This is a genomic window from Arthrobacter sp. LAR12-1-1.1 (genome assembly GCF_040676555.1).
Lineage (GTDB): Bacteria > Actinomycetota > Actinomycetes > Actinomycetales > Micrococcaceae > Arthrobacter.
Genome location: NZ_JBEGIG010000012.1, coordinates 343,829 through 370,330, shown reverse-complemented (window position 1 = coordinate 370,330; position 26,502 = coordinate 343,829). Strand labels below are relative to the sequence as shown.

Sequence of the window (26,502 nt, the reverse complement as noted above, 5' to 3'; positions counted from 1 at the left end):
TTCAGTCCATTCGCGGTCGCTGGGAAATGCCTGGCGCTCAGGCCGGTTCGGCCTGGACGGCTCTCTCAGCCTTCGGCGACAACTGTCGCGGTGGCAATCCCGCCGTCGTGGCTCATGGACAAGTGCCAGCGCCTGACGCCCTTCGACTCCGCCACAGCCAGCACGGTGCCTTTGACCTGCACGGTGGGACCGTTCTGGTCCAGCCCGATCCAGCAGTCCTGCCAGTTCATGCCGGCCGGCGCCCCCAGCACCTTGGCCACGGCCTCCTTGGCCGCAAACCGCGCGGCGAGGGAGCGTGTGTTCAGTTCCCGTTCGGCGGGGACGAACAGCCTGTCGCGCAGCCCGGGGGTGCGCTCGAGCTGCCGGCCGAACCGCTCAATGTCTACGACGTCTACGCCTATGCCAACGATCATGGCGTTATTCTACGGTCACGCTCTTGGCCAGGTTGCGCGGCTGGTCCACGTCATAGCCCTTGGCCGAGGCGAGTGCGAGGGCGAAGATCTGCAGCGGAACCGTTGCGAGCAGCGGCGCCAGGAGCGTGGGGGTCTCCGGGATGTAGAAGACGTGCTCGGCGTAGGCCTTCACAGCCTCGTCCCCTTCCTCCGCGATCACGATGGTCCGGGCGCCGCGGGCGCGGACTTCCTGGATGTTGGAGACCACCTTGGCGTGCAGCGAGTCGCGGCCACGCGGAGACGGGACCACCACGAAGACGGGCTGGCCTTCCTCGATCAGGGCGATCGGGCCGTGCTTGAGCTCGCCGGCGGCGAAGCCCTCGGCGTGGATGTACGCGAGCTCCTTGAGCTTCAGCGCACCTTCCATCGCCACCGGGAACCCGACGTGGCGGCCCAGGAACAGCACGGACTTGGCGTCAGCCATGGACCGGCCGAGTTCCTTGATCTCGGCCTCGTTGTCGAGGATGCGCTGGATCTTGGCGGGAATCTTGCCCAGGTCAGCCAGGATGTCCTTGATCTCTCCCTGGAACTTGTTGCCGCGCAGCTGTGCCAAATAAAGGCCCAGCAGGTAGGCAGCCGTGATCTGGGCCAGGAACGCCTTGGTCGAGGCCACGGCGATCTCCGGTCCGGCGTGCGTGTAGAGCACGGCGTCCGATTCCCGCGGGATGGTGGACCCGTTGGTGTTGCAGATGGAGACCGTCTTGGCGCCCTGCTCCTTGGCGTAGCGGACCGCCATGAGGGTGTCCATGGTCTCGCCGGACTGGGAGATGGAGACAATCAGGGTGTTCTCGTCCACGATCGGATCCCGGTAGCGGAATTCGTGCGAGAGTTCGACCTCGGTGGGGATCCGGCACCAGTGCTCAATGGCGTATTTCGCAACCTGGCCGGCGTAGGCGGAGGTGCCGCAGGCCAGGACGATGATTTTGTCGACGTTCTTGAGCAGCTGCGGATCGACACGGAGCTCATCAAGCGTCAGCTTGCCGTGGATGTCGGAGCGCCCCAGCAAGGTCTGCAGCACGGCGTCCGGCTGGTCGTGGATTTCCTTTTCCATGAAGGACGGGAAGCCGCCCTTCTCGGCAGAGGCAGGGTCCCAGTTGACGTGGTATTCCTTACCCTCGGCGGGGGCGCCGTAGAAGTCCGTGATGTCCACGGAGTCGGCGGTGATCGTGACGATCTGGTCCTGGCCGAGTTCCACGGCGCGCCTGGTGTAGTCGATAAAGCCGGAGACGTCGGAGCCGAGGAAGTTCTCGCCTTCGCCGAGGCCGACGACGAGCGGGGAGTTCCGGCGGGCCGCGACCACCACGTCAGGCTGGTCGGCATGGACGGCGAGGAGCGTGAACGCGCCCTCGAGCCGCTGGCAGGCGAGCTGCATGGCCAGGGTGAGGCCGCCATTGGTGGCGTCACCGCCCAGCTGGTTCCGGTAGATGTCCCCGAGCAGGGCAGCCGCTACTTCGGTGTCGGTCTCGGACTCGAATATGACGCCCTTGCGCTGGAGTTCCAGTTTGAGCTCGGCGAAGTTCTCGATGATGCCGTTGTGGATCAGGGCCAGCTTGCCGCCGTCGGACAGGTGCGGGTGCGCGTTCTGGTCCGTCGGGCCGCCGTGCGTGGCCCAGCGCGTGTGGCCGATTCCCGTGAGAGATTCCGGCAGCGGGCGGGTGTCCAGTTCCGCGATGAGGTTGCTCAGTTTGCCCGACTTCTTCCGGGACGAAATGGTGCCGTCGGCAACCACCGCAATGCCCGCGGAGTCGTAGCCCCGGTACTCCAAACGCCGCAATCCTTCAAGGACAACGTCCAGGGCATTGTGTCCAGCATTTACCCGGCCATCTGAGTGGCCCACATATCCAACGATTCCACACATGGTCATAAGCCTAGCGGGTTTCCGGGAGGGAGGACGTGGGCCAGCGGCGCGCGGGCGCCCCGGCGCGGGTGCTGGTGAGGGCCTGCCCGGCCTCCCACCGGCCGGTCCATTTCGCTCTCGGCGCTGGGAAGGGCAGAATCTCTAGGGTGACTTTGCAACGCAATGAAGCGAACGGGGAAGGTGTCTCCCCATTCGTGGAGCTGGACCGGCAGACCTGGTCCCGGCTCGCTGCCCAGATGGAACAGCCCCTTAATGAAGAGGATGTGTTCCGCCTTCGCGGCCTCGGGGACCCCCTCGACATCAAGGAAGTGCGCGAGGTCTATCTGCCGCTGTCCCGGCTCCTGCACCTTTACGTGGAAGCCGCGGGCCAGCTTCACTCGGCCACCACTACCTTCCTCGGCGAAACCACCCAGCGCACGCCCTTCGTCATCGGCGTGGCCGGTTCGGTGGCCGTGGGCAAGTCCACCATCGCCCGCGTCCTGCGGGAGATGCTCCGCCGCTGGCCGGGCACCCCCAACGTGGAGCTCATCACCACGGATGGATTCCTCTACCCGCTCGCCGAGCTCAAGCGCCGGCAACTGCTGGAACGCAAGGGTTTCCCGGAGTCGTACGACCGCCGCGCCCTGCTGCGCTTTGTGAGCGAGATCAAGGGCGGCGCCGAGGAAGTCCGTGCCCCCTGGTATTCCCACGTCACCTACGACATCGTCCCCGGCAAGGAAGTGGTGGTGCGCCGGCCGGACGTGCTGATCGTCGAGGGACTGAACGTCCTGGCGCCGGCCCGGCCGCGGCAGGACGGCAGGCAGGGCCTGGCCCTGAGCGACTTCTTCGACTTCTCCATCTACGTCGACGCGAAAACCTCATATATCGAGGAGTGGTACGTGGACCGGTTCCGCAAACTGCGGACCACGGCCTTCGCCCAGCCGGAATCGTACTTCCACCGCTACGCAACACTCTCCGATACCGAGGCCGAACAAACCGCGCGTGAGATCTGGAAGCGCATCAACGAGCCCAACCTCGAGGAGAACGTCCTCCCGACCCGGGGCCGCGCGCAACTGGTCCTGACCAAGGACGCCGACCACTCCATCCGCCGGATGCTGCTGAGGAAGGTCTAGCACAGATGTGCTACGACAACGCGGACGGAGCGTTCGGGCGGCAGCCTGCCAGCCCGGATTCGCCGAGCCGCCGGGCCTTCAGCCGCCTCCTGCTGGCAGGCACCGGCCTCGCGGCGCTCTCAGCCTGCACCCCGGCCCAGTCCTTCACGCCGTCCGGCACGCCGGGGCCGACGCCGGACCCGACCCCGGGCATGGGCAGTGCGACGCCGACCGCAGCCGCCGCGGCGTCTAGCCCGCCGGCCAGCTCACCATCTGCGACCCCGGCGCCCGCGGCGGCGGCGGCTGTCCCGCCGTCGGCCGCGGCGCCCCCTCCCCCTCCCTCGGCCGCGGCGCCGGGGCCGCAGCATTCACTCACGGACCCCACCAGTGCCTGGGTGATCGTCAACAAGCACCGGCCGCTGGCCCCCGCCACCTTTGTGCCGCCGGATCTGGTCCGGCCGGCCGTCCGCCTGGCCACCTCCGGCGAGGCGGCACTGCTGAACAGCACGACGGCGGCCGCGGCGGAGAAGATGTTCGCGGCGGCGGCAGCGGAGGGCGTCATCATCACGCTGGCCAGCGGTTACCGTTCATTCGCGACGCAGACGGCGACCTACGGCAGTTGGGTTCGCGCGCAAGGGCAGGCCGGGGCCGACACTGCCTCCGCACGGCCGGGCTATTCCGAGCACCAGACGGGCTGGGCGTTCGACATTGGCGATGGCAGCGGCGCAGACGCTTTTACCCCACAGTTCAAGGACCGGCCGGCGGCAATCTGGGCGAAGGCGAACGCCCACCGCTTCGGCTTCGTGGTCCGCTACCCGTGGATGCTGCACGAAATCACCGGCTATTTCTACGAGCCATGGCATCTGCGCTACATCGGTACCGCGGCGGCCACGGACATGTCCGCCCGCGGGATCGGCACGCTGGAACAGTACTTCGGTCTGGAGCCGGCGCCGGCGTACTTGTAAGGCGTCAGCGGCCTGCGCGGATTTTCCCCACCTTTGCCACCACGACGACGGGACACCCCGGCGCAATCGGCCGACACGCCGTCGGGCGCCCTCGTAGGTGGGGAAAACCGGCGGCGCCGGCCACAGGGACCGGCCGACGGAACCGTTTGAGTCTGGCTATTCGGCCACAAGCTCCAGGGCCAGTTCGGTCCGTACCACTTGAGCCAGCCGCTCGGCGACGCCCTGGGCGGTCTTGTGGTCTCCGGCCTCCACCATCACACGTACCACTGGCTCGGTGCCGGAGGGACGCAACAGGACGCGTCCGGTGTCGCCGAGTTCGGCTTCGGCGATCGACACGGCCGCAGCCACCACTTCATCGCCCTTCACCCGGCTACGGTCCACGCCCTTGACGTTGATGAGGACCTGGGGCAGCTTGGTCATCACCGTGGACAGTTCCTTGAGGGGGCGCCCGGTGAGGGCCACCTGGGCCGCAATCTGCAGCCCGGTCAGCACGCCGTCGCCGGTGGTGGCGTGGTCGGCAAAAATCACATGCCCGGACTGCTCGCCGCCAAGGCTGAAGCCTCCGTTGCGCATTTCCTCGAGGACGTAGCGGTCCCCCACTCCGGTTTCACGCAGGCTGATCCCGGCGTCGCGCAGGGCGAGCTTCAGGCCGAGGTTGCTCATGACTGTGGCCACCAGGACATCGTCCTTGAGCTTTCCGGAGGCCTTGAGGGCTACGGCCAGGATGGCCATGATCTGGTCGCCGTCCACCTCGTTGCCTTCGTGGTCCACCGCGAGGCAACGGTCGGCGTCGCCGTCGTGGGCGATACCGAGGTCCGCCCCGTGGTCCAGCACGGCCCGCTTGAGCGGGCCAAGGTGGGTGGAGCCCACCCCCTCGTTGATGTTGAGTCCGTCCGGTTCGGCGCCAATGACGATCACGTTGGCGCCGGCGTCCTTGAACACCTGCGGGGAACAGCCGCTGGCTGCGCCGTGGGCGCAGTCGAGCACCACTTTCAGGCCGTCCAGACGGTGCGGGAGCGTGCCGAGCAGGTGCACGATGTAGCGGTCCTCGGCGTCGGAGAAGCGCTGGATCCGTCCTACCTCACCGCCCACTGGTCGGAAGGGCTCCTTGGCGAGCTGCACTTCGATGGCGTCCTCGACGTCGTCGGGCAGCTTCTGGCCGCCACGGGCGAAGAATTTGATGCCGTTGTCAGGCGCAGGGTTGTGGGAGGCCGAGATCATGACGCCGAAGTCGGCGCCGAGGTCCGCCACGAGGTAGGCGGCAGCCGGGGTGGGGAGAACTCCGGCGTCGTAGACGTCGATTCCCGAGCTTGAGAGGCCGGCCTCCACGGCGGCCGCGAGGAACTCGCCACTGGCCCTCGGGTCGCGTGCAACCACGGCGATCGGCCGCTTCCCGGTCGTGTTGCGCTCATGGCCAAGCACGACGGCGGCGGCCTGGGCCAGCTGCAACGCGAGCTCGGCGGTCAGCAACCCGTTCGCCAGGCCGCGGACTCCATCGGTTCCAAATAATCTAGACATCGGACCAAGTTTAGTCGATGGCCGGAGCAAGTCCGGCCTTAACGGCGAAAGCCCGCCCCGCCGAGTGGCGGAACGGGCTTTCGTGCAAGCGCCAAAAGCGCTTGGAAGCGGGATTAACGCTTCTGGATCCGAGCGCTAAAAAGCGCCAAGGGCCCCAATCGCCGGTCGCGCCAGCGGCCGACGATTGGGTAGGCGCATTTTTAGCGCTTGGAGTACTGCTGAGCCTTACGGGCCTTCTTGAGACCGGCCTTCTTACGCTCGATGACGCGGGCGTCACGGCGCAGGTAACCGGCCTTCTTCAGGGTGGCGCGGTTGTTCTCGGTGTCGATCTCGTTCAGTGAACGGGCGATGCCGAGGCGCAGGGCACCGGCCTGGCCGGAGATGCCGCCACCGTGGATGCGGGCGATGACGTCGTAGGCGCCGTCAAGATCGAGGATCTTGAAGGGCTCGTTGACGTCCTGCTGGTGCAGCTTGTTCGGGAAGTAGTTCGCCAGCTCGCGGCCGTTGATGGTCCACTTGCCGGAGCCCGGCACAACGCGAACGCGTGCAACGGCTTCCTTACGACGGCCAACTGCAGCGCCGGCAACGGTCAGTGCCGGGCGTTCCTTCTTCGGCGCAGCTGCTTCCGCAGCACCGCTCTCCGAGGTGTAGCTGGTCAGGTTTTCCTCAGCCTCAACGGCTTCGGTGGTCAGTTCTTCGTTCTGAGCCACGATTCTCCTTGATAAAAAGTTGGTTGGTGGCCAGGACTACTGGGCGACCTGGGTGATTTCGAAAGTCTTGGGCTGCTGGGCGGCGTGGGGGTGCTCTGCACCGCGGTACACCTTCAGCTTGCCCAGCTGCTGTGCAGCGAGGGAGTTCTTCGGGAGCATGCCTTTGATAGCCTTCTCCACGGCGCGAACCGGGTTGGACTCAAGCAGCTCCGCGTAGTTGACGGAGGTCAGGCCGCCCGGGTAACCGGAGTGGCGGTATGCGCGCTTCTGCTCCAGCTTGGCGCCGGTGAGGGCAACCTTTTCAGCGTTGATGATGATGACGAAGTCGCCCATGTCCATGTGGGACGCAAAGGTGGCCTTGTGCTTGCCGCGCAGCAGGATTGCGGTCTGGCTGGCAAGACGACCAAGGACAACGTCGGTGGCGTCAATGACGTGCCACTGGCGGTTGATATCGCCGGGCTTCGGGGTGTACGTACGCACGGTGTTTGCCTCGTTCTTGTTCTGGCGTTCTTGTTTTAGGCGTCACTCTTACGGTGCACCTACTATCTATGCGCTACCGGAACAGAGGTGAGGGCTCTATGTAACCAGTCATCCTGAAGTCTCGAATGTGCACGTTGAGTAGCTATCCTGCAACCGGATTCTCAAGCGGGCACGCACCATCGAGATAGGACACGCACAACGACTACCAAGAATAGCCGATCGCGGCCTCTTGGGTCAAAATGGGGTGTCCGGATGCATCCTGTCTGCTCTCTGTTTCGCAGACCGCCCCGTGCCGGCCCGTCGCATCCCTGGAGGAACAGTGCCCGATCCCGCCGCCGCCGGCCCCATCTCCCTGCTGCTTGCGCAGCCGGCCGGGTCACTGACCGGGGTTCTGTTCATAGCCGGCGTTGGCCTCGCGGGCGCATGCCTGTCCCTGTTGGCCGAGCTCCTCATCCGGCGCGCACTCCCCCGCCTGGGCGGACCACTGACAGTACGCATGAGACTTACGACGGCGGCGGCCACCTTCGCGTTGTCCGCCCTGCTGGCCTGGCGCTTTGGGCTCTCCCCCGAACTCCCCGCGTACGTCCTGCTGGCCGTGGCCGGCGTGCAGCTGGCGCGGATCGACCTGCAGCACCACTTGCTGCCTAACCGGATGGTCCTCCCCCTGCTAGGGGCCGGAATTGTGCTACTCGGGGCCGCAGCAGGAGTGTCCGGCGAGGCAGGTAGCCTGCTACGCGGGGTCGCCGGCGCCTCAATAATGTTCGTTTTGTACCTTTTTCTCGCCCTGACCAGCCGAAACGGTCTCGGAATGGGCGATGTGAAGCTCGCGGCACCACTTGGCCTGTACTTGGGCTACTTAGGCTGGTCCCACTTGTTCTACGGCGGTGCCCTGGGGTTCGTCGCAGGTGGTGTCGCCTCCCTGCTCCTGGTCCTCAAAAACCGCGGAAACAAGCCGAAAGAAGTGCCCTACGGCCCCTCGATGCTTGCTGCCGGCCTGGCCATCATCCTGTTGCTCCCCTAAGTGGTCTCCGCCTTCACCCGGGCGCGCATTAAGTAAGACGGCTTATCAAACCAAGTAGTGGAAGCCCCACCCCAACTTAGAAACTGAGTACACCCCCGTTTGAGGGCAGGTGATACCCAATTTTTCCCTCCAAAAGTCGAGTATCGAACATCATTGCCGCGCCGTTTGTGGCCGTGCAAATGTTGTCCCAACGAAGCTCCAGCAAATAAGCAATCGGGGATTTGCCGGAAATTCGTTCATTACTCAATCTCTGGAAAAGGAAAAACTAAAATGACTGGTCTCATGGTCTCAATGCTCGCTTTTGTTGCCGGCGTCAAGGACAAGTTCGAATCTGAAAAGGGCGCGACCGCGACTGAGTATGGTCTGCTCGTTGGCCTCATCGCCCTCATCATCGTCGGCGGCGTCACCGCTTTCGGCGGCGCCCTGGATGCATTCTTCGACCGGCTCGCCCTTCAGGTTGGCGGCTGGTAAAAAGCTCTCCGTATCAGGTCTCAACACCAAAGGTGCCGCGTCCGCCTAGCGCGGACGCGGCACTCTCCATTAGATCCAGCGTCACATTCCTCGGGGGGAACCTGTGAAACGCAGCAAAGTTATGCCGGGGCGGGAGCGCGGCGCGGTCGCCGTCGAGTTCGCCCTTATCGCGCCCGTGCTCCTGCTAATCGTCGTCGGGATCCTGGAGTTCTCGAACTTCTACAATCTCCAGATCTCGGTGACCCAGGCAGCCCGCGAAGCGGCCCGTGAGATGGCAGTCAGCAACGATGTCGGCCTGGCCGCCGCCGCTGGCGTGGCTGGAGCTCCGGGAGTCGCCATTGCCCCGGGGAATTTCGCCTTCTCTGGGGCCTGCACGCCGGGCGCCACGGTCACGGCCACCGTCACCTTCACACGGCCGGCCCTCACCGGATTTTTCAGTCCGACTGTCACGGTAACCGGAGAAGGAGCCATGCGATGCGAACGTTTGCCCGACTAACTTCAGTTACGGAGAACTCTGAGCGGGGCGCCGCCGGCGTACTGGTCGCCGTGATGATGCTTGTCCTCATCGGCGTCGGCGCCATCGCCGTCGATGTCGGCCAGATCTACGCAGAACGCGCGGAACTCCAAAACGCCGCCGACGCCGGAGCGCTGGCGGGCGCACAGATCTGCTCCGAAACAGCAGGATGCACCCAAGCAGACGCCAACGCCGTCGCAGCACTCCTGGCGAATCAGAACTCGAAGGACGGAGTCTCCAGGGTCCGGTTCGTTGACCTTAGCGTTCCCTTCGAAGTCACCGTCAGCACGGCAACAGTGAACGGCACCAATGGGTCAGGGTTCCTGAGCAAGCTATTCGCCAACGCCCTCGATACGCCCGACATCGGAGTCGGCGCTACTGCTACCGCCAAATGGGAATTTCCGACGCGGGGCCGCAGCATCCTTCCACTGACCTTTGCGCCGTGCGAGTTCATCGATGATGGACTCCCGCACAAAATCCTGACACAGGGTGGCGGTGCCGGTGCAGTGGACTGCACTGGTCGAAACCCCTCCAACCAGATCATCCCCGGTGGTTTCGCCTGGCTGGACCCGGACGGCTCCACGGGGTGCCAGGTGACCGCGGAAGTTGGTCAGTGGAGCAAAACAAGCGCCGGCGCAGCTATGCCATCCGGCTGTGACGCGGTGTTCAGCAGCGGCCTCGTCGGTCAGACGGTCGCAATTCCGGTCTTCAAATACACCTGCAAGGACATGTTCTCGCCCTGCACCGGAAGCAACGTTAAGTACATGATCGAAAAGTGGGCGGGTTTCGAAGTCCAGGGCTGGAAATTTCCTGGTAACTCCTACGATCCCACGAACGTTTTTACCACAAGCCAAAAGGGTCTTTACGGGACATTTGTCGGCTATTTCGCCGATCCAGACCTATTTACGGGTGGTTCTTCCACCCCTACCGGAAATATTAAAGTTCTCGGTCTCATCAAATAACAACTGATTCATTTCTAAGGGGTGGAAGAATTGAAAGCTCGCCTACTGGGAGGCATCGCCGCACTCGTTGTGGCCATCATCGGGACAGTTCTACTTGTGTCCTACGTCCAGGGCGCCGATCGGCGCGCCCTGGCAAACACCGAGACCGCCGAAGTCTATGTCGTCCAAAAAGAAATTGCAGCCGGAACGGCCGCGGCAAACTTCGGTGATTCGGTCGTCAAAAAAACTGTACCCAAGTCAGCGGTGGCAAGTGACAGCGTCACCACCTTGGCTGAACTCGGCCAGAAGGTCTCTGCCGTCGGACTCGTACCCGGCGAACAACTCCTGGCCACACGAATGGTGGAGCCGGCACAGTTGCTCGGCCCGAACCGGGCGCCGGTCCCCAGCGGACTTCAGGAAGTCACGGTCAAGCTCACGATCGACAGAATCGTCGGCGGCACCCTGAAGGCCGGCGACACCGTCGGCGTGATTCTGTCCTATGCGGCGAACGACAAGCTGAACCTCCCTGACCAGTCTCAGCTGGTCTTCCACAAGGTGCTGGTGACGGCGGTCCAGAACTCCACAGGCGCCGTAGCACAGGATCAGTCGGCGACGACGACGACCACGGAAAGTTCCTCCGACGGGGCCCTGAGCGCCAAGTCAAGCGCCGCGCAGGCTAACGGTGGATACTTGGTCACCCTCGCCCGGCCCTCGATTGACGTGGAAAAGATCGTCCACGCCACCGAGTTCGGCAAGGTGTACCTGAGCAAGGAATCGGAAAGCTCGACGGCGGACACCACCGGAGTCATGGAACGCATCAGGGTCTTCAAATGAGCCGCTTCGTACTGATCACGCCCAGCGTCGACTTCGAACGACTGGTCCGCTCCGCCACGGCCGGCATGAGCGGCAGTCTGCAATGGTTCCAGGCAGACCACCTCCCGGACGGACCGGATGAATTCCTCAGCAAACTGCTGGGAGAGCCGCCGGAAGTCCTCATCCTGGGCCCGGGACTGGACTTGGACGACACCCTGAAGCACGCTGCGGTCCTGGACCTGCAGTATCCGGAGATCAGCGTCCTCCTGGGTGCGGAGCAGACCCCGGAGCTTGTCCTGGCCGCGATGCGCTCGGGTGTGAGGGATATCCTTTCGCCCACAGCGGACACCAACGGCATCCGGGCGATGGTCGAGCGTTCCAGCCTGGCCGCAGCAGGTCGTCGGAGGGGCCTGAACTCCAGTGCCGCCGAGTCTCCAGTTGGAGCTTCCGGAGGTCGGGTCATCGCCGTAATGTCACCGAAGGGCGGCGTAGGCAAGACAACCATCGCGACAAACATCGCGGTCGGACTGGGAAAGGTCGCGCCGATGGGGGTCGTCGTCGTCGACCTGGACCTGCAGTTCGGGGACATCGCCAGTGGCCTGTTGCTGGACCCGGAACATACGATCACGGACGCGGTTACGGGTGCGGCCAGCCAGGACTCTATGGTGCTCAAGACGTACCTGGCGCTGCACTCGGCCAATATCTACGCGTTGTGTGGGCCGAGGAATCCCGTGGAATCGGAGATGATTACCGCCGCCCATGTCACCAATCTGCTGAAGCAGTTGCGGCATGAGTTCCAGTACGTGGTCATCGACACCGCTCCAGGACTCGGCGAGCATGTCCTTGCCGCTCTGGAGCAGGCAACGGATGCTGTTTGGGTGTGCGGCATGGACGTGCCGAGCATCCGCGGACTCCGCACCGGTTTCCACATCCTCAACGAGCTCGGCCTCATGCCGGAAAGCCGGCACGTTGTGCTGAACATGGCTGACGGAAGGAGCGGGCTCTCTGTCCCCGATGTGGAGGCAACGATCGGTGTGCCGGTCGACGTCGCCATACCGCGCTCCCGGACCCTGCCGTTTTCGACCAACAAGGGTGTTCCCATCCTTCAGGACGGCCGCCGGGACGTGGCAGGGAAAGGTCTTCGTCAACTCGTGGACCGTTTCCAGCCGAATTGGCAGGACCGAACACATCGCAAGCTCCACCGAAGGGCGGTAGTCCAGTGAGTCTCACACGCAGGTTTGAACAATTGCGGCACGGCAGCCAGGATGGCGCGACGGCCACGCCGCCGGAAGCCCAAACAAGCCCAGACGTCCCTTCGACCCTGGGTCGAATTCAGGAAGCCCAAGCCGCCGATGCCGCCAGCGCAGCACTCGTGGTCGAGGAAGTGGGTCCCAACGCCGGAATGGCCAGCGAAGCCCTCCGCGGCCTCAAGGAACGGGCCAGCCAGGCCCTCTACGAGCGGCTCGGCTCCAGGATCTCCGACTCTTCGATGGATGAAACCGAGCTGCACCAGCATGTCAAGGATGAACTCAAGGAAGTGGTAGACGCGGAGCAAGTTCCGCTGACTTCGGCCGAACGGCAGCGACTAACCCGCGAAATCATCGACGACGTCCTGGGGCACGGTCCGATCCAGCGTTTCCTCGACGACCCTGAAGTCACGGAAGTTATGGTCAACCGCCACGACAGCATTTACGTGGAACGGTATGGCCACCTGCAAAAAACAGATGCCAAGTTCAGTTCGGACGAGGCGCTCCGCCGGGTCATTGAAAGGATCGTCTCCAGGGTGGGTCGACGGATCGATGAGTCCTCGCCGTTGGTTGACGCGCGGCTTGCCGATGGCTCGCGTGTCAACGCCATCATTCCGCCCTTGGCCGTCAATGGTCCTTCGCTGACCATCCGAAAGTTTGCCCGCGAAGCCCTCACCGTGAACAAGCTCATCGAGTTCGGCAGCCTCTCCCCGGAAATGGCTGAACTCCTGCAGGCATGTGTCCTGGCGCGAATGAACATCATCGTCTCCGGTGGTACCGGCACCGGCAAGACCACCTTGCTCAATGTCCTGTCTTCCTTCATCCCGGAGACAGACCGCATTGTGACTATCGAGGACGCCGTGGAGCTCCAGTTGCAGCAGGAACATGTAGTGCGGCTGGAAAGTCGGCCGGCCAACATCGAGGGCCGCGGCGAGGTTTCAATTCGCGAACTCGTCCGCAACTCGCTCCGCATGCGGCCGGATCGCATCGTCGTCGGCGAGGTCCGCGGCGGCGAATCGTTGGACATGCTCCAGGCCATGAACACCGGTCATGACGGGTCAATCTCCACCGTTCACGCCAACTCCCCCAGGGATGCAGTGGCCCGGCTGGAAACGCTGGTGCTAATGGCGGGGATGGACCTGCCGCTGCGGGCCATTCGCGAACAAGTCGCCTCTGCGGTGAACCTCATCGTGCACATCACAAGGCTCCGTGACGGTAGCCGCCGTGTCACGCACATCACCGAGGTGCAAGGCATGGAAGGCGACATTGTCACCCTCCAGGACGCCTTTGTCTTCGACTATTCCGCCGGCGTGGACGCCAATGGCAGGTTCCTCGGCAAGCCGATACCCACCGGCGTCCGTCCGCGGTTCACCGACAGGTTCGTGGAACTCGGCATTCAAATCTCGCCTGCCGTTTTCGGGGCGAATGTTGGGAGTGTCCGATGATCCCCGACGATGCTTCTCCTGTGGTCATGGTGCTGGGCCTGGCGCTGGTCTATTTGGCCCTCGTTATCGTTTTCTGGGTCATCCTGAAGTCTCGAAACGTCATTTCGGCGGAACGGCGCCGGCCGGACAGCGTCGCTCACTCATCCACCCTGTCAAAGCTGACAGACGCGACGCTGGGCGTGATCGATGCCCGACTCAAGCCCCAGCCTTCGGGCATCCTGTCCCGGCGCCGGCTGGACAGCGCCGGCCTCAAGAAACAGCCCGCGGACTACTTGCTCCTGGCTGGCATCATCACCGTGCTGGCAGGGGTCGTCGGATTTCTGCTGGGAGGTATGTTCCCGGCGATTTTCCTGATCATTGCCGCGCCAATTGGGCTCGCGTTGAGTTTGAATTTGCTCGTCTCGCGCCGCCGGGCAAAGTTCGATGACCAGGTTCCGGACACGCTCCGGATGCTCTCCGGCGGCATGCGAGCCGGGCATAGCCTGCTTCGCTCGCTTGATGCTGCAGGCCAGGAAAACGACGCTCCAATGGCGGATGAACTAAGCCGCGTTGTCAATGAGACGCGTATCGGCCGCGACCTGGGCGAGTCCCTCCTCGATGTCGCCGACCGGACCAAGAACGAGGATTTCGCTTGGATCGCCCAGGCCATAGAAATCCACCGCGAGGTTGGCGGGGATCTGGCCGAGGTCCTCGACCACGTGGGCGAGACGATCCGCGATCGGAACCAGGTCAGGCGCCAAGTGAGGGCACTCAGCGCCGAAGGACGCGTGTCAGCCATGGTCCTGATCGCATTACCGATCTTGTTGTTCATCGCCCTGCAGTTCATCAATCCGGTCTATGCCAAGACGTTTTCCTCAACGGTTCCCGGCTACTTCATGATGGCGGCCGCCGCCCTCATGCTCAGTGTCGGGGCCTTTTGGCTCAGCCGTCTCATCAAACCGAAGTATTAAGGAGTCACCATCATGCAACCCATCGCAATGGCCGCCGTTTTGGCCATCATTGGACCCATCTCTGGCATGGTCTGGCTGGCTTTCACCGGTGATCGCAGCGGGCTGCGGAATATCCGAACCAACCTTGGGGCGAAATCTTCGGGGGCCGCCGCCGGGCGATCAGTCGCAGGAGAGCAACTTGCAGCTCTCAGCAAGAAGCTGGCCCCGGTTGGTTACGTTGCCTGGCTGGATAAGCAGTTGGCCGGGGCGGGACGACCCAAAGAATTTCCGCTTGGGCGGCTGCTCATGGTCAAGCCACTGTTGGCGCTGGCCGGCGCCGGCTTGGGACTTGCAGGCTTCCTTGGCGAGCCCTCTCCGCAGCGTATTCTCATCGCCTTGGCCTTCGTGGTTTTCCTCTACTTTGCTCCCGACTTACTGATTCGGACGAAGGCGGAGAAGCGACGCGAAGCCATCCGGCTTGAGCTTCCTAACGCACTAGACCAGATGCTTATCTCCGTTCAGGCTGGACTCGGCTTTGAAGCAGCTATGGCACGGAGCGCTCAGAACGGCACTGGCCCACTTGCGGACGAATTCACTCGCACCCTGCAAGACATGCAAGTGGGCCGCAGCCGAAAGGATGCCTACCTGGCGTTCGCAGGACGAGTCGATTCACCTGACCTTCGCAGCTTCATCCGGGCCGTCGTCCAGGCCGATACGTACGGCATCGCAATCGCAAAGGTTCTCAAAGCGCAAGCCCAGGAACTGCGGACAAAGCGTCGCCAACTCGCCGAGGAACATGCGATGAAGATTCCCGTGAAGATTCTCTTCCCGCTAATCTTCTGCATATTCCCGACGCTCTTCATCATCCTGATGGGGCCGGCTGTAATGGGCATCATCGCTGCGTTCTCCTAGGACACCGCAGGCAGGAAGTATCGGTGAGGCTCACAACCACGCCTAAATGGACCGGACCCCCTTGGACCCCAGAGCCTAGGGGGTCCTTTCGTGTGCCATCCCTCTGAGTCCCGGAGCAGTTTGAGCACAGATTACGCGCAGGAAATCCTCAGGAAATGTGCAGTTAGGGAAGTCTTACCGCAGGATGTGGCAAGCAGCGTAACTTCTGACGAATCGCGTTGCTAGCTTTCTGGCAGAGCTGGCATCTGACCAGCTTCCCTTCGCTCGCTCAGGAGTCTCAAATGAATGCCTTCTTCTCAAACATCGTTGCTCGCATTCGTCGCAACGAGAAGGGCGCCACAGCCGTTGAATACGGCATTATGGTCGCCCTTATCGCCGTCGCGATCATCATTGCCGTTACTGCTCTTGGTGGCACCCTGGCTTCCACGTTCGAGGGTGTGGGCTGCACAGTAAAGGGTGGATCGATGGCAGTGGCCGCGGGTTCACCGGCCGGCACCGCCGCCACCTGCACAAAGTAACCGGTCGCGAAGCCGGGTAGCGGGGAAATTTCCTGAGCTGCCCGGCTTCGCTGTCACAATTAAGCGCTGATCTACCACGCGTCTGTTGCACGAAAGGCATTCATTGGCTAAGGCATCCGAACGTGGCGCCGTGGCAGTTGAGTTCGCGATACTGGCTCCCGTCCTGATCATGCTGTTGCTCGGCATCATGGAGTTCGGCCGTGCCTACAGCGCGCAAATTACCCTCTCCAACGCCGCCCGTGAAGGTGTGAGGGTGATGGCCATCAACAACAGTGCCACAGCGGCAGCCACTGCCACAGCCAAAGCTGCGGCGAAGAACGCGGCCACGACACTCAACCCCGTCCTCCAAGACGACAAGATAGTTTTCACTTATCAAGCGACGCCGGCTGCTACGCCCATCCCGACAGCCTGCGCAGCGAACGTCCAGGTCAAAGTGACGATTGACTACACCCTCAAAACAATGACCGGAATCGCCGGCCCGTTTGCCATGAAAGGCGTAGGGACGATGCAATGCGGCGGATAGCAGCACCGGCTGACAGTGAACGAGGCGGAATCGCGGTTATTGTTGCCCTTCTCATGGTGGTTCTGCTCGGGTTCGCGGCCATCGCCATCGATGTCGGAAAGCTCTACTCCGAGCGGGCGCAGCTGCAGAACGGCTCTGATTCGGTGGCCCTTATGCTGGCCCAGAAGTGTGCCAAGAATGTAAACGATTCGGACTGTTCTTCCACTTCTGCGTTGGCCGGTGATCTCGCAAATAAGAACGCCGTGGACGGACAAAGCAACGTGAAGTCCATTGGCCTGGACAAGGTGAACCGCAAGGCCACGGTAACCATAGGTGCCAAAGAAACGGGCGGCGCGCCCAACTCCGTGTCGAACTTTTTCGCGCGCGCACTTGGTTTTCCCGGTTCTGAAGTCACGGCCATCTCGAATGTCCAGTGGGGGACACCATCCAAGGGCACTGTGATTGTGCCGTTGACAATCGCTGAGTGCAAATTTTCCTCGGACCCCACAGTCGTTCAAGTCCTTTATATAGACGCCGGGGGATGTGGCGGGATTCCTGGTGGATTTGGCTGGATCACCGATCCTGATACAACTGACAGCAAATGCAGCGTTAAGATGAGCGCCGGCGCATCGAGTGATTCAGGAATCTGGTTCAGTAGCGATACGGGCGCCAGTGCCCCGACCGTCTGCTCTTCCGCGGACATTAGCGCCATCCAAGATCAAACGGTCCTGCTTCCGCTATACGCTGTCGCCACCGGCACAGGCTCCGGCGGCAAGTATTACGTCAAAGGGTTTGCCGCCTTTCACGTCACCGGGTACCACTTCTCCGATGAAGAATGGCCAAAGTCCGACAAGCTTGCCAACAAGACGATCCGAGGCTCTTTCGTCAAGTTTGTTTCCCTGTCTCAAGCCCTCGAACTCGGCAGCGCATCAGACTACGGTACTTCCGTTGTCCGTCTCACAATTGGAGCCCCATAACTGTGAAGTCACGACTTCTGGCCGGAATAGCAGCGGTCGTCCTCGCCATCGTGGGTGCCATGCTCGTGATTTCCTACGCCCAGGGCGCGGACCAGCGGGCTGTCAAGAACCTTGAACCTGTAAGCGTGCTGGTCGTGAAGACGGCGATCCCCGCGGGAACGCCGGTGGAAGCCATGAGCGCTTCCCTCGCTACTGAACAGCTCCCTGCAGCGGCCGTGCCCGCTTCCTCCCTCAAGTCCCTGGACGAGTCCAAGGGCAAGGTTGCCGCCGTCGACCTCATTCCCGGCGAGCAGCTTGTGACAGAACGCCTGGTCGAACCCGAAAACCTCAAAATCCAAGGGTCGGTAGACATCCCGGCCGGCCTGCAGGAAGTCTCCTTCCAGCTGGAACCTCAGCGCGTAGTCGGCGGACGTATCGCTCCGGGTGACCACGTCGGAATCTTCATTAACCTGAAAGATGGCGGCATCGAGGCCAAACCGGAAAAGCAGACGACTCAGCTGTCAATACACAAAGTCTTGGTCACGGCCGTACAGCGGGCTCCGGTGGCCACTCCCTCGCCGCAGCCGTCAGCGGAGGGTTCGGCTCCAGCCGAGGATACGTCGCTCCCCACCGGCCTACTGCTCTTGACGGTTGCCGTCAACGATGTCGACGCCACAAAGATTATCTATGCCTCGGAGTTCAAGGACTTCGCCAGCCTCTGGTTGAGCAAAGAACCACTCAACGCCACAGAGAGCGGAAAGCCCGGGATCATGACGAAACCTGAGGTCTACAAATGAGCCGCTTCGTCCTGATCACACCGAACGCGGACTTTGACAACCGTTTGCGGCAGGCGGTTGCCGGCGGGCTTCAGGGCGGCGTGCAGACATTCCTGACCCACGTTTTGCCCGCCGGTCCCTACGACCTGTTCGCCCAGCTGAACCAGGAGCAGCCGGAGGTTCTTGTGCTGGGGCCCGACGTGCCGATCGACGAGGCCCTGCGCCTCGCCACCGTGCTTGACGTCCAAGTCCCTGACCTGACGGTTCTCCTGGTCAGCGAGCCGGATCCCGCTTTCATCCTGCAGGCCATGCGGGCCGGCGTCCGGGATATCCTCAGCCCTTCGGCCGATCCGGCGCAGATGCGGGTGCTTTTGGAGCGGGCGTGCCAGTCCTTCGCCAGTCGTCACCGGACGGATCAGCCTCAGCAGGCGGAAGGAGGCAAGGGCACAGTCATCGGCGTGTTCTCTCCCAAAGGTGGCGTCGGCAAGACCACCATCGCCACCAACATCGCCGTGGGGCTGGGGAAAATTGCACCCATGAGCGTGGTGATCGTGGATCTGGACCTGCAGTTCGGCGACGTCGCCTCCGGGCTGTACCTGAATCCCGAGCACACAGTCACGGATGCCGTCTCCCCTGCTGCTAGCCAGGACACGCTAGTGCTGAAGGCTTTTCTCACCGTTCACCCGTCCAGCATCTACGCCCTCTGCGCCCCCGTCAGCCCGGTTGAGGCCGATTACATCACCCCCGAGCAGATCACCCGTCTGTTGGAGCAGTTGGCGGACGAGTTCCAATACGTGGTGGTGGACACCGCACCCGGATTGCCTGAAATCGGGTTGGCCGCCATGGAGGCCTGCACCGACGTGGTCTGGGTGAGCGCTATGGACATCCCCAGCGTCCGCGGCCTCCGCTCCGGACTGGACATTCTCCGTCAGCTGGACATCATGCCGGAAAGCCGGCACGTGGTGCTCAACATGGCCGATCCCAAGTGCGGTCTCTCGGTCCAGGATGTCGAATCCACCCTGGGCGCCCCCGTGGATGTCAGTGTCCCGCGTTCCCGTGCTGTCGCGTTCTCCACCAACCGTGGCGTTCCCGTCCTACAGGAAGCCCGAAAAGACCCTGCCGTCAAAGGCCTCAACCAGCTCGTGGAACGGTTCAGCCCGGCCGGGCGGACGAAATCCCAGCGTAAGAGTCACCGGCGGGTTGTGGTCTAGCTGAAACTTTCAGAACGCATCCAGGCCGCGCAGGAGAAGACCCAGCCTGCCGCCACGCCGGCCATGGCTGTGGCTTCCGTTGCCGCCAACACCGCTCCCCCGCCGGTTCCGCGCCCGCCGGTCCCCACTTCCGTAGCTGCAACACGCCGGGAACGGCCGGCGGCGCCCGCCAAGCCGGTACAGTCGCCGGGCGCGTCCGTCCAGCACGAAGGTTTCCAGGCCAAAGGCCACCAGCCCGTGGACGCTTTTGCCGCGATCAAGCAGCGCGCCGCGACCGCCCTGTTCGAAAAGATGGGGGCCCGGTTCAACGACTCTGCCATCACGGAGGCCGAGCTGCGCAGCACGGCCCGGGAGGAGCTCACCCGCATCATCGATTCGGAGCAGGTCCCGCTGACGGCGGATGAGCGCTCCCGGTTGGTCCGGGACGTGGCCGACGACGTGCTCGGCTACGGACCGCTGCAGCGGCTCCTCGACGATCCGGACGTCACGGAAATCATGGTGAACCGGATGGACCAGATCTATGTGGAACGCAAGGGCCAGCTGACGCTCACCGAATCGATGTTCAGCTCCGAGGACCACCTGCGCAAAGTCATCGAACGCATCGTGTCCAAGGTGGGCCGTCGTATCGATGAATCCTCGCCTCTGGTCGACGCGCGACTGGAAGACGGCTCCCGCGTCAACGCTGTGATCCCCCCGCTCGCCGTCGGCGGCTCATCGCTGACCATCCGTAAGTTCAGCAAGGTGCCGCTGACCGTCCGGAACCTGATCGAATTCGGCACCCTCACCCCGGAGATGGCCGAGCTGCTCAACGCCTGCGTCAAGGCCAAGCTGAACATCATCGTTTCCGGCGGTACGGGCACAGGCAAGACCACGCTTCTCAATGTGCTTTCGTCTTTCCTTCCGGCCAACGAGCGCATCGTGACCATCGAGGATGCCGTTGAACTCCAGATCCAGCAGGCCCATGTGGTGCGGTTGGAAAGCCGGCCGCCAAACACTGAGGGCAAGGGCGAAGTCACCATCCGCGAGCTGCTGCGCAACTCCCTGCGCATGCGTCCGGACCGCATCGTGGTGGGTGAGGTCCGCGGCGGCGAATCGTTGGACATGCTCCAGGCCATGAACACCGGCCACGACGGTTCGCTCTCCACGGTCCACTCCAACTCGCCGCGCGACGCCGTCGCCCGTCTGGAAACGCTGGTGCTCATGGCGGGCATGGATCTGCCGCTGCGGGCCATCCGCGAACAGATCGCGTCCGCCGTCAACCTGATCATCCAGATTTCCCGGCTCCGGGACGGCACCCGCCGCATCACGCACGTCACGGAAGTCCAGGGCATGGAAGGTGACATCGTCACCCTCCAGGATGCCTTTGTCTTCGACTATTCCGCAGGTGTTGACCAGCACGGACGTTTCCTTGGGACTCCGGTTCCCACCGGAATCCGTCCACGGTTTATCGACCGCTTCGAAGATCTGGGCATCCACGTTTCGGCCGGCGTCTTCGGGGCGCCCGTGGCCTCCAGCGGAAGGCACTGACGCTCATGGTCCTGATAATAAGCGTCATACTCGTGGTCGCGGCAGCCGCCCTGGCCGGAGCGACAGTACTCATCCCCCGCACCCCCACCGTACCGCTGGATCGCCGTCGGCCCTACCGGACCGAATCGGACTCGCAACTGACCCGTTTCGCGGGTTCCGCCGTCGAGCTGATCGAGCGCTTCCTGGCAAAGCGGAACGTCCGGTTCTTCAACCGGGAAGCCCTCGAGAACGCAGGCCTGCGCCTGAGCCAGGCGGATTTCCTGTTCCTGGTGATCATCGGTTCCTTCGTGGGCGGACTCGTGGGCCTCGTGGTGGCAGGCCCCCTTCTGGCGATACTCCTGATGCTCGCTGCGCCTTTCCTGGGGCACCTCGTCCTGGGTTTCCTGGCGGGTAAGAGGCGCGCCAAATTCGATGCCCAGCTGGGCGATACTTTGCAGCTGCTCTCCGGCAGCCTCCGCGCCGGGCACAGTATTCTTCGCGCCATCGACGCCGCCGCCAATGAATCCCAGGCCCCCACCTCCGAGGAGATGCGCCGGGTCATCTCGGAGACGAGCCTGGGGCGTGACCTGCTGGCCTCGCTCAACGACACGGCGGAGCGGATGAAGAACGAGGACTTCGTCTGGATCTCCCAGGCCATCCAGATCAACCGCGAAGTGGGCGGCAACCTGGCCGAGGTGATGGACCAGGTGAACGAAACCATCCGCGAACGCAGCGAGATCAAGGGCCACATCAAGTCCCTGGCCGCGGAGGGCAAGTTCTCTGCCTACATCCTGATGGCCCTCCCGCTCGGCATTGTGGCCATGCTGATGTTGGTCAGCCCCGGGTACATGGACAAGATGTTCACCACACTTCTTGGCGGAATCATGGTTGTGGCGTCCGTCATCCTGATGACCATTGGCGGTCTCTGGATGCGCAAGATTATCGACCTGAAGTTCTGACCGGCCATGGATCCCTTGATTGTCCTCGCCCTCCTCCTGATCTGTCTGCCGCTCGGCTACCTGGTGTGGACCCTGCTGTCCGCCGACAGGAAGGGCGAGAGGGTGGCCCGGGACATCCTGTCCAGGGGAACCCACCGTGCGGAGGAGGAGAAGAAGTCCAGTACAGGCTTCGTCGAGAAGATCGGCTACCGCCTCACGCCAGCCGCCTACGTGCTCAAACTCGATCATCTGCTGTCCCTGGCTGGCCGCCCTGCAAACATGCCCCTGGGCCGGCTGCTGGCAGCCAAACCTGCCCTGGGTGTTGTGGGCGGATTGCTCGGATTGTTCCTCAGTTCCATTGGGTCGACGCCGATCATCAAGCTGGTCGGGGTGTTCGTAGTGTTCCTGGGCTACTTCATCCCCGATCTGATGCTCTACAGCAAGGGGCAGGAACGGCAGAAGGCCATGCAGCTGGAGCTCGCCAACACCCTGGACCAGATGCTGATCTCTGTGGAAGCCGGCCTCGGCTTCGAGGGTGCCATGGCCCGCGCCGGCGAGAACGGCAAAGGGCCGCTGGCGGAGGAACTCGTGCGCACCCTGCAGGACATGCAGGTGGGACGCAGCCGCCGCGAGTCCTACCTCGCCCTCGCAGAACGCACCAACATCCCCGAACTCCGGAGCTTCGTCCAGGCAGTGGTGCAGGCGGATACGTACGGCATCGCCATTAGCCGCGTCCTGCGCGTCCAGGCCAAGGTGATGCGCGTCAAGCGCCGGCAGCGGGCAGAAGAGAAGGCCATGAAGCTGCCCGTGATGATCCTGTTTCCGCTCCTATTCTTCATCTTTCCGGTCCTCTTCATTGCCATCCTGGGTCCCGCCGTCATCAACACGATCGAGACGTTCAGCGGCCAGTAACGCCGGCCCATGGCGCCTTCACGGCAAACCCTCAGGAAGCCATCGGGATAGCCGAAAGGTTTCCGCAGGATCACACGGTGCGCCGGGCATCGGCCAGACCAGGCAGTAGCGTGGGCACATGTCCTTCCAAGGTGCGCCAGACGACGGCGATGCAAACACTGGCTCCTCCGCCGACAGCTCCCCGTCCGGTCCAGGCGTGGCCGCAACGGCGGCCGAAGACGTCGCGAGCCCGATCGTGGACCCCTCCGCCCTCAAGGAACTCGGATCACAGCTGGACAGCCCTGCAGTGGCCAAAGTATTCGCGAGGGACTATGCAAGGATGTGGGACCATCGCTATCAATCCCTCGCGACGTCCCTTGATAGCGGTGACGAGACGGCCGCGCTGGACGCAGTCCTGAGCCTGAAGACGTCCTCAGCGATGGTCGGCGGCGTCCGTCTGGCCGAGCTCGCCAGAGAGCTTGAGGACGCCATCCGCGTCCGCGACGCTCGCCTGGCGCGGTTGCTCCTGCGTGAAGTTGCAGAGAGTGGAAACGACACAGTGGACGAACTGCAGCTCAGGCATAACCTCGGGGACAGCTAGTCCGAGGCCGGCGTGAGCCGGTACCCAACGCCACGGACGGTCTGGAGCCAACGAGGGTGCAGCGGATCCTCCCGCAGCTTGCGACGCATGTTGCCGATGTGCACTTCGACGGCACGCTCGTCGGATTCACTGATGTAGGCATCCGCGCTGTAGTGCTCACCCCGCACCACCCGCACCAGATCGGTCTTCGACCGGACGGCACCTGCCCCTTTCAACAGGGCATGCAGGAGATCGAACTCACTGCGCGTGAGACTGGCAGCAATGCCGTCAACGGTGACCGAACGGGTGTGCGGGTTCAATACCAGGCCGTTGTGCCGGAATTCCGAATCGTGGGACAGGACAACGGCCTTCGACGGAGCCGTTCCCGGGTCCACGGACGTGGCATCGGGGCCGTCCTGCCGGGGCCGGCGCATCATCGCAGAGACCCGGGCTCGGAGCTCGCGCGGCCGGAACGGTTTGGTCATGAAATCGTCGGCACCGGTATGCAGTGCGGTCAATGTGTCCAACTCGTCCGTCCTCGCCGTCAGCATGACCACGTAGGCATCGCTGAACTGCCGAATTCGACGCAGGACTTCAAAGCCGTCAATATCGTTGAGGCCAACGTCCAAGGTGACAACATTGGCCTTCTCATTCCGTACGACCTCGACCCCCTCGCGACCGCTCGCTGCGCCGTGGACGTCAAATCCCGCCTGGCTCAACACGGCTTCGACGAGATGACGCACATCGTCGTCGTCTTCCACAACGACGGCGACTCCCAAGTCAGTCATGGCCCCCCCTCACATCTGATGCGGCACCTACCCCCATAGCTGCCGCGTCGGTACTGCTGTGCAATGATGATTCGCCAGCATTGCTAGATTACCTACGCTATAGCGCCAATGACCGTTTAGGCACAGCCACCGCAATATAATTTCGTAACTTGTCAAGTTAGCGTGACGAATGCCGTTAAATTGGAGCAGTGAGGAAGGGGCGCGGCTGCATTGAGTAAACAGCAACTGGTCCGGAACCAGGAAGGTACCTTTGCGGGGTTCCCGCGGCGTGTGCGGGTGGCCCTATGCCAGCTCCCGCTCACGCTGGCGATGACTGCTGTGGTGCTTGCTGCGCCCTGGGGCTGGCCCGGCCTCTTCGAGAGCGGCCTGTGGCGGGCTGCCTTGGCGCTCCAACTGGCACTCTTTATCGCCTGCCTTCTGTTGCCCTGGCAGCGATTCGGGCTGCTCGCTCCGCTAGCAATCCCCGTGCTCGACTTGGCCGCGATCTGCCTCATCCGCACTGACAGCGTCGAAGGCCTGCCGGACCTCGGCATCCTGGCCGTTCTTCCGGTCCTCTGGATCACAGTCTCACGTTTGTCCGGTCCGGCCATCCTCTCGATCAGCTTCTTCGGGCCGTTGCTGACCGGCCTGCCGTGGCTGCTCCACGCCGGCTCCCCCCCGGACCGAATCGCGGCCGCCGTCCTCCTGCCGTTCATCACATTGGCCGTCTCCGTTGTCCTGCGATTCGCGCGGCAGGAGTTGGCTGGGCCCTTGGCAACCCAGCTCCACGCCGGCCGTGAACGCGAACGGCTGCTCAATGACGAGGTGTCCGGTCTGATCGATGCCCTGGCGGCCAAGGACGACGTGGTCTCCACCGTCTCCCATGAGTTCCGGACCCCCCTCACATCGATCATCGGCAATCTGGATCTAGCCCTCAGCGACTCGGAACAGTTGTCCGCCCAGGCCCTCCGCCGCCTCGAGGTTGCGCAACGAAACGCCGAACGGCTCCTCGCCCTTGTCTCGGATCTGCTGATGTCCGCCAACTCGGCTGTCCACATCCATCCGCTGAGGACCGATCTGGCGAGCCTTGTGGAGGCGAGCCTCGGTTCGGCCCACGCCCACGCCGAGGCTTCCCAGGTCACGCTCTCGATGGAAGTGCCGGCGCCGCTATGGGCGCACGTGGACCCGCTCCGGATCAGCCAGGCACTGGATAACCTCATTTCCAACGCCATCAAATATTCCCCCAACGGGGGCAGTGTGCGCGTCTCCGCCAGCACGGAGGGAGACCGGGTGCTGCTGCACGTGGAAGATGACGGATTGGGGATGACAGCCACCGACGCCGAACAAGTCTTCACGCGGTTCTTCCGAAGCCCGGCGGTGCGGGACGGTTCCATCCCGGGGGCCGGGCTCGGGTTGTCGATCACGAAGGCGATCGTGGAGCGCCATGGCGGCTCCATCTCTTGCAACACGCACCTGGGATCCGGAAGCACCTTCACGCTGGAGCTCCCCGCGGAAGGCGCCGCGCCGGCTTACTCGCAGCAGGCATTCCCGTAGCCGCACTCCCGCTCTGGATCTACGCGCGCATGGCCCGGGTCAGTTCGGCCCTGGCCAGCATGCCGCTCTCAGTTGGGTAAGCCACTTCCTCAAGCACCAGCGGATGCGGGGCTGCCAGCACGGAGCGGGCGTCGCGCTGCCGGGCGAGGAGCCGCTCATAGAGCCAGCCCGGGGCCTCCACGCCCTCCCCCACGTACAACGCCGAGCCCACCAGGGAGCGGACCATGTTGTGGCAGAACGCGTCGGCCTGGACGGTGGCGACAATTACCCCATCGCTGCCGCGGGCGAATTCGAAGCGCTGCAGTTCGCGGATGGTCGTGGCGCCCTCGCGTGGCTTGCAGTACGAGCGGAAATCCTGCAGCCCGAGCAACGGTGCCGCGCCCTCGTTGAGGAGCCCGACATCGAGCCGTTCCTTATGCCACAAGGTCGAGGCGCGTCCCAGCGGATCCCACAACGCCGGGCCGTCCGCGATCCGGTAGGAATATCGGCGCCAGAGAGCGGAGAAGCGGGCGTCGAAGCCAACGGGGGCCACACTCACGCTGTGCACCTCGATCGCCCCGCTTAGCTCGCCCAGGCCCCGGCTCAAGGCGCCACGGATGCGGCGCAGCAGGGCAACGGCGGGATCCAATTCAGCGCCCCGGTTCAAGCCCAGCCACTCCGCCTCGCGGAGGTCGAGGTGGACCACCTGGCCGCGGGCATGCACGCCGGCATCGGTGCGGCCGGCGACCGTGACTCGGATGGGGCGGCGGATCAGCAGTTCCAGGGCCTCCTCCAGGACGCCCTGGACGGTGCGCAGTCCCGGCTGGACAGCCCACCCGCTAAACGGTCCGCCGTCGTAGGCCACATCCATCCGGATACGCAAAAACCCGCCGCCCCCCAAGACGGGGGCAGCGGGTTTGAGCTCGTTCATAGACTTAAGTCTATAAGAAGGTTTTA

The 26,502-nt window shown here is 63.4% G+C and carries 28 protein-coding genes; 21 read left to right on the top strand and 7 right to left on the bottom strand.

The window, feature by feature from the left end; all coding sequences use genetic code 11:
* Nucleotides 1-65: 65 nt before the first annotated feature.
* On the bottom strand, nucleotides 66-413 hold the full coding sequence (locus MRBLAR12_RS09845; RefSeq protein WP_364745581.1) for a holo-ACP synthase: 348 nt from the start codon (nucleotides 411-413) through the stop codon (nucleotides 66-68).
* Between the two features lie 4 nt (nucleotides 414-417).
* Nucleotides 418-2,310: a glutamine--fructose-6-phosphate transaminase (isomerizing) gene (gene glmS / locus MRBLAR12_RS09840; RefSeq protein WP_364745578.1), complete on the bottom strand. Its 1,893-nt coding sequence runs from the start codon at nucleotides 2,308-2,310 to the stop codon at nucleotides 418-420.
* Nucleotides 2,311-2,456: 146 nt separating this feature from the next.
* Between glmS and coaA the strand changes: the two genes are divergently transcribed.
* Entirely contained in the window at nucleotides 2,457-3,422 is a 966-nt protein-coding gene (gene coaA / locus MRBLAR12_RS09835; protein WP_229992818.1) for a type I pantothenate kinase, read from the top strand.
* A gap of 5 nt (nucleotides 3,423-3,427) precedes the next feature.
* Nucleotides 3,428-4,366: a M15 family metallopeptidase gene (locus MRBLAR12_RS09830; protein ID WP_364745575.1), complete on the top strand. Its 939-nt coding sequence runs from the start codon at nucleotides 3,428-3,430 to the stop codon at nucleotides 4,364-4,366.
* Between the two features lie 156 nt (nucleotides 4,367-4,522).
* Here the strand turns inward: MRBLAR12_RS09830 and glmM are convergent, their stop codons facing one another.
* The 3 genes from glmM to rplM form a co-directional block, all read right to left on the bottom strand.
* Entirely contained in the window at nucleotides 4,523-5,884 is a 1,362-nt protein-coding gene (glmM, locus tag MRBLAR12_RS09825; RefSeq protein WP_364745572.1) for a phosphoglucosamine mutase, read from the bottom strand.
* A gap of 200 nt (nucleotides 5,885-6,084) precedes the next feature.
* A complete protein-coding gene (gene rpsI / locus MRBLAR12_RS09820) occupies nucleotides 6,085-6,594 on the bottom strand; it encodes a 30S ribosomal protein S9 (RefSeq protein WP_018773707.1) in 510 nt (169 codons plus the stop codon).
* A gap of 36 nt (nucleotides 6,595-6,630) precedes the next feature.
* Nucleotides 6,631-7,074, bottom strand: a complete 444-nt coding sequence (rplM, locus tag MRBLAR12_RS09815; protein ID WP_015937805.1) for a 50S ribosomal protein L13 — start codon at nucleotides 7,072-7,074, stop codon at nucleotides 6,631-6,633.
* A 319-nt stretch (nucleotides 7,075-7,393) separates the two neighbouring features.
* Here rplM and MRBLAR12_RS09810 point away from each other — a divergent pair, with 319 nt between their 5' ends.
* The 18 genes from MRBLAR12_RS09810 (at nucleotide 7,394) to MRBLAR12_RS09725 (ending at nucleotide 23,266) form a co-directional block, all read left to right on the top strand.
* On the top strand, nucleotides 7,394-8,095 hold the full coding sequence (locus MRBLAR12_RS09810; protein ID WP_364745568.1) for a prepilin peptidase: 702 nt from the start codon (nucleotides 7,394-7,396) through the stop codon (nucleotides 8,093-8,095).
* A 270-nt stretch (nucleotides 8,096-8,365) separates the two neighbouring features.
* Nucleotides 8,366-8,566, top strand: a complete 201-nt coding sequence (locus MRBLAR12_RS09805; RefSeq protein ID WP_364745566.1) for a Flp family type IVb pilin — start codon at nucleotides 8,366-8,368, stop codon at nucleotides 8,564-8,566.
* A 103-nt stretch (nucleotides 8,567-8,669) separates the two neighbouring features.
* Entirely contained in the window at nucleotides 8,670-9,062 is a 393-nt protein-coding gene (locus MRBLAR12_RS09800; RefSeq protein WP_229992813.1) for a TadE family protein, read from the top strand.
* The gene (locus MRBLAR12_RS09795; RefSeq protein WP_364745563.1) at nucleotides 9,041-10,042 is read left to right on the top strand and encodes a Tad domain-containing protein; all 1,002 of its coding nucleotides are present in this window, start codon (nucleotides 9,041-9,043) and stop codon (nucleotides 10,040-10,042) included. Before MRBLAR12_RS09800 ends, MRBLAR12_RS09795 begins: the two co-directional genes overlap by 22 nt.
* A 30-nt stretch (nucleotides 10,043-10,072) precedes the next feature.
* Nucleotides 10,073-10,855: a Flp pilus assembly protein CpaB gene (gene cpaB, locus MRBLAR12_RS09790; RefSeq protein ID WP_364745560.1), complete on the top strand. Its 783-nt coding sequence runs from the start codon at nucleotides 10,073-10,075 to the stop codon at nucleotides 10,853-10,855.
* On the top strand, nucleotides 10,852-12,057 hold the full coding sequence (locus tag MRBLAR12_RS09785; protein ID WP_364745557.1) for an AAA family ATPase: 1,206 nt from the start codon (nucleotides 10,852-10,854) through the stop codon (nucleotides 12,055-12,057). The genes cpaB (MRBLAR12_RS09790) and MRBLAR12_RS09785 overlap by 4 nt, the downstream gene beginning before the upstream one ends.
* Entirely contained in the window at nucleotides 12,054-13,526 is a 1,473-nt protein-coding gene (locus MRBLAR12_RS09780; protein ID WP_414645482.1) for a CpaF family protein, read from the top strand. Before MRBLAR12_RS09785 ends, MRBLAR12_RS09780 begins: the two co-directional genes overlap by 4 nt.
* Nucleotides 13,523-14,476, top strand: a complete 954-nt coding sequence (locus MRBLAR12_RS09775; protein WP_364745554.1) for a type II secretion system F family protein — start codon at nucleotides 13,523-13,525, stop codon at nucleotides 14,474-14,476. The genes MRBLAR12_RS09780 and MRBLAR12_RS09775 overlap by 4 nt, the downstream gene beginning before the upstream one ends.
* Before the next feature lie 12 nt (nucleotides 14,477-14,488).
* Complete coding sequence (locus MRBLAR12_RS09770; RefSeq protein ID WP_364745551.1) at nucleotides 14,489-15,367, top strand: type II secretion system F family protein; 879 nt, start codon at nucleotides 14,489-14,491, stop codon at nucleotides 15,365-15,367.
* A gap of 281 nt (nucleotides 15,368-15,648) precedes the next feature.
* Nucleotides 15,649-15,885, top strand: a complete 237-nt coding sequence (locus MRBLAR12_RS09765) for a Flp family type IVb pilin (RefSeq protein WP_364745549.1) — start codon at nucleotides 15,649-15,651, stop codon at nucleotides 15,883-15,885.
* Between the two features lie 103 nt (nucleotides 15,886-15,988).
* Nucleotides 15,989-16,408: a TadE/TadG family type IV pilus assembly protein gene (locus MRBLAR12_RS09760; protein ID WP_414645481.1), complete on the top strand. Its 420-nt coding sequence runs from the start codon at nucleotides 15,989-15,991 to the stop codon at nucleotides 16,406-16,408.
* Nucleotides 16,396-17,364 (top strand): pilus assembly protein TadG-related protein, encoded by a 969-nt coding sequence (locus tag MRBLAR12_RS09755; RefSeq protein WP_364745543.1) that lies wholly within the window; start codon nucleotides 16,396-16,398, stop codon nucleotides 17,362-17,364. The genes MRBLAR12_RS09760 and MRBLAR12_RS09755 overlap by 13 nt, the downstream gene beginning before the upstream one ends.
* 2 nt (nucleotides 17,365-17,366) lie before the next feature.
* Nucleotides 17,367-18,140, top strand: a complete 774-nt coding sequence (cpaB, locus tag MRBLAR12_RS09750) for a Flp pilus assembly protein CpaB (RefSeq protein WP_364745540.1) — start codon at nucleotides 17,367-17,369, stop codon at nucleotides 18,138-18,140.
* On the top strand, nucleotides 18,137-19,330 hold the full coding sequence (locus MRBLAR12_RS09745) for an AAA family ATPase (RefSeq protein WP_229992802.1): 1,194 nt from the start codon (nucleotides 18,137-18,139) through the stop codon (nucleotides 19,328-19,330). Before cpaB (MRBLAR12_RS09750) ends, MRBLAR12_RS09745 begins: the two co-directional genes overlap by 4 nt.
* Nucleotides 19,331-20,857 carry a CpaF family protein gene (locus MRBLAR12_RS09740; RefSeq protein WP_364745979.1) on the top strand — a complete coding sequence of 509 codons (1,527 nt, stop codon included), beginning with the start codon at nucleotides 19,331-19,333 and terminating at the stop codon, nucleotides 20,855-20,857.
* Between the two features lie 5 nt (nucleotides 20,858-20,862).
* On the top strand, nucleotides 20,863-21,795 hold the full coding sequence (locus MRBLAR12_RS09735) for a type II secretion system F family protein (protein ID WP_229992801.1): 933 nt from the start codon (nucleotides 20,863-20,865) through the stop codon (nucleotides 21,793-21,795).
* Between the two features lie 6 nt (nucleotides 21,796-21,801).
* Entirely contained in the window at nucleotides 21,802-22,686 is an 885-nt protein-coding gene (locus tag MRBLAR12_RS09730; protein WP_364745536.1) for a type II secretion system F family protein, read from the top strand.
* Between the two features lie 118 nt (nucleotides 22,687-22,804).
* Nucleotides 22,805-23,266, top strand: coding sequence for an Hpt domain-containing protein (locus MRBLAR12_RS09725; protein ID WP_229992799.1), 462 nt, complete (start codon nucleotides 22,805-22,807; stop codon nucleotides 23,264-23,266).
* Here the strand turns inward: MRBLAR12_RS09725 and MRBLAR12_RS09720 are convergent.
* The gene (locus tag MRBLAR12_RS09720) at nucleotides 23,263-24,033 is read right to left on the bottom strand and encodes a response regulator transcription factor (protein ID WP_364745533.1); all 771 of its coding nucleotides are present in this window, start codon (nucleotides 24,031-24,033) and stop codon (nucleotides 23,263-23,265) included. The genes MRBLAR12_RS09725 and MRBLAR12_RS09720 overlap by 4 nt on opposite strands.
* A 210-nt stretch (nucleotides 24,034-24,243) precedes the next feature.
* On the opposite strand from MRBLAR12_RS09720, the gene MRBLAR12_RS09715 reads away from it, so the two are divergent.
* On the top strand, nucleotides 24,244-25,566 hold the full coding sequence (locus MRBLAR12_RS09715; protein WP_364745530.1) for a sensor histidine kinase: 1,323 nt from the start codon (nucleotides 24,244-24,246) through the stop codon (nucleotides 25,564-25,566).
* Nucleotides 25,567-25,585: 19 nt separating this feature from the next.
* On the opposite strand, the gene MRBLAR12_RS09710 is transcribed toward MRBLAR12_RS09715, so the two are convergent.
* A complete protein-coding gene (locus MRBLAR12_RS09710; protein ID WP_364745528.1) occupies nucleotides 25,586-26,476 on the bottom strand; it encodes a tRNA pseudouridine synthase A in 891 nt (296 codons plus the stop codon).
* Nucleotides 26,477-26,502 lie beyond the last annotated feature (26 nt).